The sequence below is a fragment of the Streptomyces sp. bgisy130 genome, from assembly GCF_057708345.1.
Map to the genome: position 1 here is coordinate 94,733 of NZ_JBYISA010000007.1, position 11,715 is coordinate 106,447.

The window sequence follows — 11,715 nt, forward strand, 5'->3', positions numbered from 1 at the left end:
AGTTCGCTCTCTGCGGCCGGGAAGGAGGAACGGTCACTGCGGAGTGGCGCGTTCGGCGTGTGCCGTGCCCGACGCGTGCAGGGTGAGGGTCCGCAGGCCGATCAGCTGGAAGATCTGCGTGTGGTAGCGGTGGGTGACTTGGACGGTGACAGCGTTGCCCTTCACGGACGCGTTGCCGCTGTCGCCGGAAGAGGCGACGTAGGCGCGGGCGGCGTGGGTCGCGTCGGCGCGTACGAGCCGAACGTCCTCGTGGTGCCGCAGGTGGCCGATGTCGAGCTGCTGCGCACCGCTGCGCGCGGCTTCCTGCGCCACGTCCAGTGCTCGGGCTTTGCCGGCGAGAGCCAGGCCGCCGTCGACGACGATTCCGGCGAAGAGCCACAGCGCAGCCACGACGCCGATAACGAACGCTGTCACCTCACCCCTGTCGTCTCCCTTGGCGAACCCGGCGCGGACACGCGCCAGATGTGCTCGGAGGCGCTGTTTCATGGTGCGCCCCTGAAGGAGTCGACGGCGGAGACGGCGGTGCCGACCAGGGGAACCCGGCCGGGCAGGCCCGTGTAGGTGAGATCGCCAAGGTCGGCGGTGCACGAGACCCGCGCCGAGACATGGGCACCTGGGGTCAGACCGCCGGTCGTGACGGTGACGCTGGGGCGCCGGCAGGTGGCTGCTCCCGCTTCTTTGAGTGCCGTGGCCGCGGCACGCTCGGCCTGGGTACGGGCAGCACGCTCGCTGCGCGCCAGGGAGGCGGCGCGGGCAGCTTGGTGGGCAGCGTCGGCCACGACGAGGCGGGCGTCTGCGAGCCGCCCGAGCGCCACGACGACCAGCAGGACCACCATCAGCAGCGGGGTGACGAGTACCAGCTCCACCGAGGCCGAACCGCGGTCGCCGTCGCGTCGGTCGCGGCCCGCCTGCGGCGTCATGACCGGTCTCCTGCAGGGGCGGTGATTCGCTCGGTGGGGCCGGAGGCCGTGCCGGAGGCGTGCAAGGCCAGGCCGGGGACGACGGCCATCACTGTCCCGCCGACCCGCACAGTGGTCTGCGTCGTAGTGCGGTCGACCGCCACGGACGGGACGGTCAGGATCCGGCTGCTGAGTGCGGCAAGGCTGCGCCGCGCCTGGGCCCGGCCGTCCGTGGCCGTCGCGCCCTTGGTGCGGGCGGTGGCCAGGGCCCGCTGGGCGGCGTACTGCGCGATGTGCCGCGCATGCCAGACCAAGGCGAACTGGACGATCAGCAGCGCGAGGAGCAGCAGTACCGGGACGACGAGCACCAGCTGGGTACTTGCCGATCCGCGGTCGTCGCGCAACCTGCGAAGGAGAGCGTTCACGGTCTACCCCAGGTCAATGCCTTTGGCCTTGGCCGTGACCTTGGCGACGATGATGCCCACGACGGTCAGGGCCAAGATGGCCAGCAAAGCGGTGATCAGGACGGTCTCGGTGGTGTATCCCGCGTCCCCGTGGTCGCGGGCCTGCTGACGGACTTGGGCCAGGTGAGCGCGCAGCCGGCGGGCCAGCGTGTCCAGGTGCAACATGGCAAGTGCTCTCTTATCGATCGGGATTGGTCGGTGGTCCGGGCACCGGGCCCGTGTGGGGGGTGTCGTTGTGGTGGTCGTCAGCTCATGGACAGCACGTGCGCGAGGGCCGGGTAGCCGATCACCAGCAGGAAGGCGGTGAACAGTCCCATCACCGGCAGCGACATCCGCTCGGTGGCCGCCTGTGCCGCGCCGTCGGACTCGGCGACTCTGCTGCGCCGCATCGCTCGTGCCTTCGCGCCGAGCGAGCCGCGGATCTTGGCGCCTTCCGTGCCGGCGAGGCTCAGCGTCGAGGCAAGCTCTCTCAGGTCGGCCACGGCCAGCTGCCGTCCCAGCTCGCCCAGGTGGGTCCAGGGGCTGGTGCGGGTGAGCTGTGCGATGTGCAGGGCGTGGCGCAGTTTTCCCGCCGCCCAGCCCTGCGGCGTGGCGATGGCCTGGGCGAGGGCTTGCTGGACTCCGGCACCGCCGGCGAGTGCGATCACCGTCAGGTCCAGGACGAGACTGAGGGTGTGGCGCATCTCGCGGCGCCGGCGTTCCGCCTGCGTGCGGATGCTGAGATCGGGGACGAAGAACAACACCGTGGACAGGGCGAGCGAACCAGCCAGCGGCATCCACCACCCCGCCCCGACATCCGCTCCCAGGCGCAACAGCAGGGCCGCAGCCCACGGCGTGACCAGCCCGACGGTCGCGCAGACGGCCTTGCCCGCCAAGTGCTGTTCCTCGTCGGTGCCGCAGACGGCGAGGTCCGCGCGCAGTGAGGTGGTGGGGAAGCCGAGTGCCCGCACCAGCGGTACGGCGCACCTCCCCAGCCTGGTCGCCCACTCCATCTCGTCCACGGCAACCGTCGGTGAATGAGGAGACGGAGCCGGCACGTTGAGAGTGGCGAGGACCTCGGCGAGCATGGGCCGGGGCGGGCACAGTCCGTAAACGAGTGTGGTCGCTCCGGCGCCGAAGAGCGCGCCGAGAAGAATGACGATCACGAGATGCCTCCCGGTTCGGCGGTCGGCGCGCTGCCGGTCGGCGCGGCGCTGATGAGGCGGACTGGTTCGTCGATATGGCCGACCGCGGACAGGTAGAGGAAGCTCGCGGCGAACAGAGCGCCCACCACGGCCATGACGACCTGGCCCGTCCAGGTGTTGAAGGGGTCCAGGTAAGGGCGGTTGAAGACCACCAGCCCGAGCGTCATGCCGAGGGTGACGATCACCGTGACGCGTACTCCGGTCCGTACGCTGGCGCGGCCGGCCTCGATGCGCTGGCGCATGGCCACCTGCTCACGTACCGACTCCGCCAGCTCGCCCAACAACGGCGCCAACTGGCTGGCCTGCTGTTCGGCTGCCGTGATCAGAGCGGCCACCACCACATCGGCCAGCGGATCGTCCACCTCCGCGGCAAGCGCCCGTAGCGCGGTCGGCAGGGAGTGCCCCGACCGGACAGCGGAGGCGAGTTTTCGCATCTCCGGCTCAAGCGCAGCCGGTGCAATGTCCGCCGTCGCCAGGACCGCCTGTTCCAGACCTGCCGCCGCGGACAGGGTGTCGCGCAGCATCTCCGTCCACGCCGCCAGTGCCTCCATCCGCTCCGTGCGCCGCGCTGCGGCCCGGTCCGGTCCGAGCAGGCCGGGGAGCGTGAGCATGGCCACCGTGGTCAGCACCGCCGCCACCGGCCACGTCGTCAACGCCCCTGCTACGAACCCGGCCGTCACCGCGACGACCACGCGCCGGGTCGTCCAGTCCGCAGGTAGCCCCGCCATCACCCTGTGCAGGAAACCAGGCCGGTCCTCACGCTCACCCCGCCGTACGACGCCATAACCGACCGCCACAATGCCCAAGCCGCACGCGGTTCCGCACGCCACAGCCAAGGCCGTCAACGTCCCCGACCCTGGGCTGAGCACGGGCATCACGCCACTCCCCACGACGGGAAGGCGTCGCTGTCGGCCTCCAGTCCGGCAGCGGCCAGGTCGTGGAAGGTCTCCGTGCGCAGCGGGGTGGCCGGAACGGCTCGTCCGTCCGGGCCGGGACGGTAGACCTCGTTGGAGACGACCTGGGCCCCGTCCGCGTCGATGACCTCGCGCACCGAGTCGATCACCCGGCACCCGGCAGCATCCCAGCCCAGGTGAACGACGAAGTGGACCGCGGAGGCGACCATCAGATTCGTCGCCTCCAGCGAGAGTCGCTCGGGGGCCTGTGCGGCGTACGAGGCGAGTTTGGTGAAGACGCCGCGCGAGGTGGAGGCATGGATAGTGGACAGTGAGCCGTCATTGCCCTGCGACATCGCGTTGCACATCGGGATGACCTCGGCTCCGCGGATTTCGCCGACGATGACCCGGTCCGGGGACATCCGCAGCCCCCAACGCACCAGCTCTGCCTGGTCGATGCCGCCCTTGCCTTCGATGTTCGGCTCACGCGCCTGCATGGCCACCACATTCGGATGAGCCGTGGCATCGGCATCCAAGCCGAGCTCGAAGGTGTCCTCGATCGTCACCAGACGCTCCTCGGGCGGGATCTCATGGGCGAAGGCCCGCAGCACAGTGGTCTTGCCGACATTGGTGCCACCGCCGATGACGATGTTCTTGCGCGCCCGCACCAACGCCCTCAGAAATGCCGCAAGCTGCTGGTCACACACTGCCAGGCGCACCAGCTCAGCCATCGAGGCCGCCGGGAAGCGGTGGCGGCGGATCGTCAGCGACACCCGGCCAGTGACCGCCATGACGGCGAAGAGGCGAGATCCATCGGCAAGTTGCAGATTCAGGCGGGGCATCCCGCGGTCGAAGCGCCGCTCCTCGCCGCCCGTCCCGGCCGCGAGGGTGCGGACGAGTTCCACCAGCTCGGCGTCCGACGCCGCTACCGGGATCTCGCGCCGCCACGTCCCGGCCGCATCCTTGACCCACACCACGTCGCAGCCGTTGATGCAGATGTTCTCGATCGTGGTGTCCGCCAGCAGCCGCTCCAGGCTGCCCGTACCGAACAGGGCATCCATGACCGCTTGGGCGACCCGCTCCTCGACGGCCGCATCGACGACCTGGCTGCCGTGGGCGAGGGCGAGGCGGCGCTGGGCGCCCAGCTCCTCGGTCAGCAGCCGTCCCACGGTGGCCCGGCGCGACGTCTCGTCCTCCGCAGGCAATCCCGCCGTGTCCCGCTCGCCGGCGTACTCCGCCAGACGCGTCGATACCCTCTGCCGCACCAGGAGCGCCAATTCCTGCTCGCCTTGCGCGGGGACCACGCCCGGCGGCATCAGCGTCTCGCCCATGAGGTCCTCCCTTCATCTCCCGCGGCGGACACCGGATCCCGCCAGTTGCGCTCATCCGCATGGGCCTCGGCCTGGCCGTCCCGGCGATCGGCCAGCTGCCGAGCCAGCGTTCGTGCGGCAGCCATCAGCGGCAGCACTCGGAAACCCGTCGTCCGCAGCACGCCACGACGCGGTCGGTTTATCGCGGCTACGGCCTTGGCATCCCATGGCAGAAACACCACCCGGTCCATGCCGAGCGACGCGGCGATCTCGTCCTTCGGATAGGGGCACGGTCCGACAATCGCCAGCGTCAAACGCCCGGCGAATGCCCCGGCGTCCAGCCTGTACGTGGACACATGGGTCAGCGGCTCCGCACCGCCCCTCGTCACCAGCACCACGTGATCGGCGGCCCGCAGCAGAGGCTCGACGTCGTCGCCGAGGCGCCCGGCATCCAGCAGCACGGTGCCCTGCTCGTCCTCCGCGCCCAGCAGCACGCGCCGGCCGCCCTCGGTCGCCAGCAGTCGCACCGCCTCGGTACACGGACGACGCCCCGGCACCGCAGCCACCACCCGCACACCGAAAGGAAGCTCACCCACCGCTCCCAGCAAGGACCCCGGCTGCGGTTTCCCAGCAGCAGCCGCCACATCCAACAACGAGGGGGCAGCCGGCAACCCGAAGCGCATCATGACGTCCCCGCCGGACCCGTCCGCCTCCACCACCACCGGGCGCACCCCGCCATCCGCCTCCTGCGGCCACGCCGCAGCCAACGCCAGCGCCGTCGTCGTCACCCCCGGCGCACCCGTCACCGACCCGACCACGACCAGCCGCCTCATGGAGCCTCACGCCCCTCGGCAGGCAGCACCACCACACGCGGATGCTCCAACTGCGCCGCCCGACGCGCTGCCGCGGTCTCCACCAGCACCGTGACCACCCGCGGGCCACCCGCCGACTCCGGCGCCCGCATCCCCGTCACCGTCCCGGCCACCCCCGACGGGGCCTGCGTCTCTTCCTCGCCTCCCACAGCACCGGCCCCCGCCGGTCCCGGAAGGACCGCCACACGTTCCCCCGTGGACAGATCCGGCGGCGCACCGCCCTGCTCCACCGGGATCGCCACCTGCGAATGACCTGGCGGAGGGAAGCCGGCACTCGTTCCCACCTGCCCTGGCGCCAGCAGCGCACCGGTCACGAGCGGCACCCGCGCCTTCCGCCCCAGAACCGCGGCACGGTCGGTGCCCGGCACCACTCCTGCCTCGGCAGCGACCTGCACCACGCGCAGGTCCCCCTGCTTGAGCACCTGTCCCGCCGGCACGTCATGAGCCAGCACCAACACCGGCCTCCGCTCGCCCATCGCCTGCGCGACCACCGCGAACCCGACCGCCGACACCGCCACGGCCCCCAGACCAGCCCACACCCAGCCCAGCCGACGCCGACGCCCACCCGACACCTCAGGCTTTCTCTCGGGACCCGGCCGACGCGCTCCCGGCACCCCGATACCGGCGCCCTTCGTAGCCGAAGAAGACAAGGAGGTACCCACAATTCACCTCACCATTAAGGAATTACGACTTTCGCCAAACGGCCAACTCACAGAAGCGAAGGCCTTCCCTCCAGCCCGTCAGCGCGTGACGACCGTCTGCACTTCATCCACCACCAACTGGCGCTCCGCAGCCATCACCAGCCCCGGAACCACACCGGCCTGTCCGTTCCCGTGCCACTCGACATCCCAGGTCACCCGCACCGACACCGTGAACACCCCCTTCGGCTCACCCAGTGACGCACGCTGATAGGTGTAGCCGCAGTCCGGCGACGACGCCCTGGGGCCATAGCTGTCCGAGTACGGCGTCCCCGGCCCCAGACATTCCACGGTGCCGCCATCGCCCATCGACCACACCGCCTTCCGAGGCCGAGCCGTCGCGGTCACTTCCACCCCGTCCACCGCAGCCGAGGTGGTAACAGGAGCCCACGTCCCGCGCTCCACCCACATCCACGTCGGCACTCGCACCACCTGCCTGAAATCCTCAGGCGGACTCGTACGGATCACCGGCCTGGGCAACTTCAGCCGCTCCACAGCCCGCTGCACCACCACCTTCACTGGCACATCCGCCCTCGATTTGTGCGCCCTCTCGCCGTCGACGCGCGGAAAAATGCCCTTGCCCGCACTGAACAGCCCCATCAAGACTGAACGGTGCCTCAAGTCATGCAACGTGAAAGCCGAGGTCTCCTTTCGCCCCCGATTCGCAGGCGCCGCTGGGGCTGTGGGACCGCTCTTGCCCGGTCCGGATGGCCGCTTCGATACGCTTCCAGCGGCCACCTCGCAGGCGCTGGGGGCGCAGCTGACCCCGGCGAAGCGGTGAGCGATGTCATCGGCCCTTACTGCGACGGACGGTGTCCCCGCAGCCCATACGCAAGCGAACACGATTGCCGTCATTGCCCTCAGCGCCGACTGCGGCGATTCCGTCAGCACGACCCGGATTCGTGAAGGTAGAGCTTCGACACCTTCCACATTCCGCCGCTGAGCCGCACCGTGGCTTCTGCCTTTTCGTGACCACCGGGCACGTCATTCTTCAGCTCGCCGTTCAGCTTGTACTCCAACCACCTCGTGCTATCAACGCAGTCCCTGAGAACAACTTCCTGGCTTCTCGCCGAAACCACCTGCGGGTCCACCCCGGGCGCGCCCTTGCTCACGATTTTGTCCGCCTTCGCCTTGCGCAAGCCGTACTTCATCAGTTCAAGAGCACCACCGGTCGCGTGATCGTCCAGCAGCGGAGATGTCGCATCGGACGTCTCAGACGCGGCTGCGAGATCACGCCACATAGCTCGGTAGACCGCCAGGGCTTCCGCATGCTGTGAACCAGGCTTATGAGATGTCGCCGACTCCACCGGCCTCTCAGGCAGCGGTCTGTCGTCAGAACGGCTTCCTTCGCATCCACTCAACAGCAAAGCCACAGCGGTCACGCAGGCCGAGGCGCGAAGCCACCTCACCCGTTGACTGAGTGTCACATTTCCCCACCTTCCATCACCCACTGCACCTAAATAACCACCCTCCGTGATCGATTGCAAATTGGAGTTACCCGGCGTTGCGCCGTCCAACCGTCACGGGAGCAGGCAACCCGCTCGCCTCCCGCCGCACCCTCCGGAGCGCCGCGCACCTGCCATACTCTCGAAAGGGAGGCGCAGGCCTCGCCCGATACGGCGACAGCCTGCGCACTTCATCCGCTGGGCCGGACTCAGGCCCTCGGAATAGCCATCCAGGCCACCTTCACCCCTTCACCTTTCCGAGCCGTGAAGCCCCAGGCGCCGCAGGTAAGTTGATGAACGATGTGGAGCCCTCTCCCCCTCTCCCCCAAGACCTCCAGCAACGCGTCCACGCCGCCGCCGCGCTTCTCCGGCTCGGGTTCGAACGGGGCGGCTGGCAGAAATGCGGGGATCGCCGGGATCCGAGGATCCCGATCCACCACCTCGCAGATCAGCTCGGCTGCCGTACAGCGCAGCCGCATCTCATATGGGCCGGGCGCATGCTCAAGAGCATTGGCGACCAGCTCGGATACGGCCAGCACAGCGTCATCGAGCACTTCGCCCCCGCAGCCGAACTGGTCCAGGGCGCAGTTCAATGCAATTCGGGCCCGCGCCGCCACATCGGGGGTACTGCCAGTCCAGCGCCACAGAACCTGGGTGGTTCCCTCCGCTGCGGGCGGGGGCTTCGAGGTCATCGTCGGCCCCCTCGCACTGCGTGCCGCCCGCGACCGACGCGACGGTGACGCCCGCACCCTGGGCGTACGCACATGATTGCTTCGGTGAGGATGACGGGGCCCGTGTGAGTGAGCAACAGCGACAGGGATGCGGTGACGAACAGGAGTGGAATCATTCCGGAGACCTCCATAGCGATCGCGACCGGGACGCGACCACCGAACCGTGGCGCTCGTGAAGAGCGGAACCCACTGGTCAAGAGGTCTTTGATGGCGCTGAATTACTTTCTGCGATTCACCTCTCCCCTTGCGAGAGTTGGCGTCATCGACCGTCAGGGCGCTTCGGGCAAGGGAAGACGAATACCCTGGGAATGTGACGGCAAGGTCAGGTCGCTAGGTCTCTCAGGATCAGTGCAGATACGCTCATTCTTGGGTCTTTCGCTTCTGCCAGTTGCCTGGCCTGAAAAACTCTGACTCACCCCCACTGCTCGACACACGGAGACCAGCACAGTTCCTCTCGCTTTCTCTCCTCATTTTTCACGGGCTGCAACTGCTGCCCTCGGATGAGGCCCGGCCGATCCCATAGCGCTATGGGTGCCGCCAATTCGGCCATGGAGCGATAACGGTGGCGTCGTCGAGGTAGCCCCCTCATGGCCGGAACGCGACCGCCAGGGCACCGAAGAGCCGACACCCCTCGCGTTCGTGCTCGCAACGCCACCCACCCCACCACGCTGCCGGGCTCCGAAACGTAGCGCGGAATTCACCCAAGCGGTACAGGGGTCTCATCGGGAAGTTTTTGATGGAACCTGCCGGGATTCCAATTACCTTCCATTCTTTCTATGTCTGGTCGTGACTGATTCACTTGCAAGGGCCGCTCGATGATGGAAGGCTGCGGAATGAGGTGCGTTGCGAACTGTTATCGAACGAGCTGTCACGGTGCAAGCACTTCAGAGACGGACCACAGCAGGAATTGTGAACAAGGATCGGGCCCTCGCCCGGCGTACCGGGTGAGGGCCGCAGCCCTCACCCGGACGGTGACGACGTTGAGCAGTGTGTTCGTCACCGCTGAGGACAGTGCAAGGTCAGGCGAGGGGCAGTCGGGCGTAGGTTTCCCACTCGTACATGTGCTGGTCACGGTTGAGCACGATCAGCTCTACGCTGCGGACATGGGCTGTGGCCGGCTCGCTGTCTACGGCGTCGACGGCTGCCTGGATGGGGGCGGCCGGTCCGGAGTCGTTGCTGTAGGCGATGGAGACGTGCGGGGCAAAACCGTCGTCCTCGGGGACGTCGGACCAGACAGTGCCGATTGCCTCGCGCAGCGCCGTGCGTACTCCTGTCGGTGGGGCGCTGGGTGCTGCTTCCCACCGGACAGCCTCTGGGGTGATCTCGGGACGGTTCAGGGCCAGGTCGAAGGCGGGGATACTTGAGAGGCGTTCACCGGCCGCGTCGAGGATCGCCTGGAGATCGGTCTTGCGAACCTCGCTGGCGAAGCCGAGGCCCTGGGTGGTGAGGTGCAACCAGGAATCCGGTACCAGGTCCAGGCCGTTGACATTGGCCAGCGCGTGCCGGTATTTGGCGGCGAGCCGGTGGACGTCGGGGGCGTCTTGGAAGGTGAAGTGGAAGGTGAGAAATCTGCTTCCTAGCTGCCAGCCGGGCCTCCACCACCAGTGGTTGGTCATGTGACTGTGCTGCGCTCGGTGTCCTGTCATGCCGGGATCCCATCAGTTCGTGAGTGTTCCTGGCGAGAGCGCCAACCGGCGCGGAGTGGATTCCAGATACCAGCTCTTCACCGCCGATTGCAGGTGGGAGGCGGTCCGACTCTCGGCCAGCGGCGATCGGGCGACGATGGCGGCGAACTCGTGCATTCGCTCGGCAATCGGTGCCAGTCGCTGCTCGGGCGTCAGTGTGAGGACCGGGCGCAGGGCCTCCGCGGCGCCGTCAGGTTCGCCCATCGCGATGTGGGCGCAGGCGAGGGTGATGCGCATTTGCGCAGTGGTGCCGTAAGCGTGCGGCGATGGGCCGACCAGCGCACCTGTCGCCTCCTTGAGAGCCGCAGATGCTCGCCCGATACGCAGGTTCACCCCCGTCGAGTAATTGACTCGTCGGAAGTCCAGACACGACAGAACACCGCCCACGTCGTCACCGCCCTGTAGTGACTCCTGCACTTCGTGTGCCCGGGCCAGGGCAGCGTGGGCTTCGTCTGCGGCTCCGAGCCGGGACCAGGCATCGGCCTCCTGGCACGCCAGCAGCACGCCCACGGTGCCCGATGGCTGAAGGGCGACGCCTTCATGAGCGAATGCAATGGCATCTCGAAACCGCCGGTCCCAAAACGCGATCTTGGATCGGGTTGAAAGGGTCCAGGCCCGAAGCTGGGTGTGGTCGGCGAGGGAGGCACATAGCCATGCCGTGCGTACCTGGGTGTCGGCGTGATCGAGCCGTGGGCTCAGGTCGGATGACATCCAGGCCAGCAGGCAGCACAGATAGCCGGCCAGTACGTACAATTCACTGGATGGTTTTGGTCGCTGATGTCCCCTCAGCAGAGCGAAGATGCGATCGCGTAGCCGGCGGGCATCACAGAAGACGATCGCGGGTTCGCGGCACAGGTAGTCCCTCCCCAACGCACGCACGTCCGCCGTCAGCTGCTCCAGCGCGATGTCCCCGACGTTCGTGGTCTCAGCCCACTGCGCCCAGAGCGCGGACTCACCGGCAGCGGACTGCACAGGGTCCGCTTCGGGCTCCGGCACGGCCACGTTCGCCGGCGCAGGGCTCTGCGGAGCTTGGCGACGGAGTGAGCCATGCTGGAGGAGCTGCAGTTCTCCTGAGGGCATTTCCTGTCGGTCTTTGAAGTCGATCAGGTCCTCGGCCGCGCATCCGAAGACTTCCGCCAAGACCACCAGGACGCTCGGAGTGGGCCTTCGGCCGGTCCGGCTTGGCCACTTTTCCCATCTCGCCGCCAACGAGGCATCTGCTGCGACAGCCACACCCGGGCGGGTGGCGGCCAGGTCATTCACCCGGTCCGCGACTTCTTGCAGTGTCAGACCATGGGCGAGCCGCCATGCCGCCCGCGGCCGGATCCCAAACTGGCCGCGAATCTCCAACGCGATCTGCGCTGGGGTGCAGTCCGCTTTGTTCATCACCGCCCGCAGTTGGTCAGCAGCAGCCCGGGCGGCACCTGTCGCAGTTGAGACCATCTCACTCCTTCGAGGTCTTCGTGCGGATTCACGGTAGAGCCGCACCAGAGCCCTTCGACATCAAAACCAAGCAACTGCGAGGTACGGGTGT

At 68.0% G+C, this 11,715-nt stretch carries 14 protein-coding genes; all 14 read right to left on the bottom strand.

The features are described from left to right. Positions 1-33 precede the first annotated feature (33 nt). The 14 genes from AC3EUV_RS12235 to AC3EUV_RS12300 all read right to left on the bottom strand — a co-directional run bounded on the left by AC3EUV_RS12235 (position 34) and on the right by AC3EUV_RS12300 (position 11,624). Positions 34-486 (bottom strand): pilus assembly protein TadG-related protein, encoded by a 453-nt coding sequence (locus AC3EUV_RS12235; protein WP_435602862.1) that lies wholly within the window; start codon positions 484-486, stop codon positions 34-36. Further along, the gene (locus tag AC3EUV_RS12240) at positions 483-866 is read right to left on the bottom strand and encodes a TadE/TadG family type IV pilus assembly protein (protein ID WP_435602953.1); all 384 of its coding nucleotides are present in this window, start codon (positions 864-866) and stop codon (positions 483-485) included. Before AC3EUV_RS12240 ends, AC3EUV_RS12235 begins: the two co-directional genes overlap by 4 nt. A 50-nt stretch (positions 867-916) precedes the next feature. After that, a complete protein-coding gene (locus AC3EUV_RS12245; protein ID WP_435602863.1) occupies positions 917-1,324 on the bottom strand; it encodes a TadE/TadG family type IV pilus assembly protein in 408 nt (135 codons plus the stop codon). A 3-nt stretch (positions 1,325-1,327) separates the two neighbouring features. Then, positions 1,328-1,528 carry a hypothetical protein gene (locus AC3EUV_RS12250; protein WP_414504760.1) on the bottom strand — a complete coding sequence of 67 codons (201 nt, stop codon included), beginning with the start codon at positions 1,526-1,528 and terminating at the stop codon, positions 1,328-1,330. Positions 1,529-1,608: 80 nt separating this feature from the next. Beyond that, on the bottom strand, positions 1,609-2,508 hold the full coding sequence (locus AC3EUV_RS12255; protein ID WP_435602864.1) for a type II secretion system F family protein: 900 nt from the start codon (positions 2,506-2,508) through the stop codon (positions 1,609-1,611). Then, positions 2,505-3,275 carry a type II secretion system F family protein gene (locus AC3EUV_RS12260; protein WP_435602865.1) on the bottom strand — a complete coding sequence of 257 codons (771 nt, stop codon included), beginning with the start codon at positions 3,273-3,275 and terminating at the stop codon, positions 2,505-2,507. The genes AC3EUV_RS12255 and AC3EUV_RS12260 overlap by 4 nt, the downstream gene beginning before the upstream one ends. Positions 3,276-3,421: 146 nt before the next feature. Further along, the gene (locus AC3EUV_RS12265) at positions 3,422-4,771 is read right to left on the bottom strand and encodes a TadA family conjugal transfer-associated ATPase (protein WP_435602866.1); all 1,350 of its coding nucleotides are present in this window, start codon (positions 4,769-4,771) and stop codon (positions 3,422-3,424) included. Continuing rightward, positions 4,756-5,583, bottom strand: coding sequence for a MinD/ParA family ATP-binding protein (locus tag AC3EUV_RS12270; protein WP_435602867.1), 828 nt, complete (start codon positions 5,581-5,583; stop codon positions 4,756-4,758). Before AC3EUV_RS12270 ends, AC3EUV_RS12265 begins: the two co-directional genes overlap by 16 nt. Continuing rightward, positions 5,580-6,194 (bottom strand): SAF domain-containing protein, encoded by a 615-nt coding sequence (locus tag AC3EUV_RS12275; protein ID WP_435602868.1) that lies wholly within the window; start codon positions 6,192-6,194, stop codon positions 5,580-5,582. The genes AC3EUV_RS12270 and AC3EUV_RS12275 overlap by 4 nt, the downstream gene beginning before the upstream one ends. Positions 6,195-6,362: 168 nt before the next feature. Next, entirely contained in the window at positions 6,363-6,923 is a 561-nt protein-coding gene (locus AC3EUV_RS12280; protein WP_435602869.1) for a hypothetical protein, read from the bottom strand. 281 nt (positions 6,924-7,204) lie between these two features. Beyond that, entirely contained in the window at positions 7,205-7,561 is a 357-nt protein-coding gene (locus AC3EUV_RS12285) for a hypothetical protein (protein WP_435602870.1), read from the bottom strand. 413 nt (positions 7,562-7,974) lie between these two features. Then, entirely contained in the window at positions 7,975-8,457 is a 483-nt protein-coding gene (locus AC3EUV_RS12290) for an ATP-binding protein (protein ID WP_435602871.1), read from the bottom strand. A 1,058-nt stretch (positions 8,458-9,515) separates the two neighbouring features. Next, entirely contained in the window at positions 9,516-10,142 is a 627-nt protein-coding gene (locus AC3EUV_RS12295) for a 2'-5' RNA ligase family protein (RefSeq protein ID WP_435602872.1), read from the bottom strand. A 12-nt stretch (positions 10,143-10,154) separates the two neighbouring features. After that, entirely contained in the window at positions 10,155-11,624 is a 1,470-nt protein-coding gene (locus AC3EUV_RS12300; protein ID WP_435602873.1) for an NsdA family TPR-like regulatory protein, read from the bottom strand. Positions 11,625-11,715: the final 91 nt, after the last annotated feature.

Bases quoted from the DNA above. Each gene is read 5' to 3' on its own strand.
- AC3EUV_RS12300 (WP_435602873.1), bottom strand. From the start codon at position 11,624: ATGGTCTCAACTGCGACAGGTGCCGCCCGGGCTGCTGCTGACCAACTG.
- AC3EUV_RS12265 (WP_435602866.1), bottom strand. From the start codon at position 4,771: ATGGGCGAGACGCTGATGCCGCCGGGCGTGGTCCCCGCGCAAGGCGAG.
- AC3EUV_RS12270 (WP_435602867.1), bottom strand. From the start codon at position 5,583: ATGAGGCGGCTGGTCGTGGTCGGGTCGGTGACGGGTGCGCCGGGGGTG.
- AC3EUV_RS12260 (WP_435602865.1), bottom strand. From the start codon at position 3,275: ATGGCGGGGCTACCTGCGGACTGGACGACCCGGCGCGTGGTCGTCGCG.
- AC3EUV_RS12295 (WP_435602872.1), bottom strand. From the start codon at position 10,142: ATGACAGGACACCGAGCGCAGCACAGTCACATGACCAACCACTGGTGG.
- AC3EUV_RS12290 (WP_435602871.1), bottom strand. From the start codon at position 8,457: ATGACCTCGAAGCCCCCGCCCGCAGCGGAGGGAACCACCCAGGTTCTG.
- AC3EUV_RS12285 (WP_435602870.1), bottom strand. From the start codon at position 7,561: ATGTGGCGTGATCTCGCAGCCGCGTCTGAGACGTCCGATGCGACATCT.
- AC3EUV_RS12250 (WP_414504760.1), bottom strand. From the start codon at position 1,528: ATGTTGCACCTGGACACGCTGGCCCGCCGGCTGCGCGCTCACCTGGCC.
- AC3EUV_RS12235 (WP_435602862.1), bottom strand. From the start codon at position 486: ATGAAACAGCGCCTCCGAGCACATCTGGCGCGTGTCCGCGCCGGGTTC.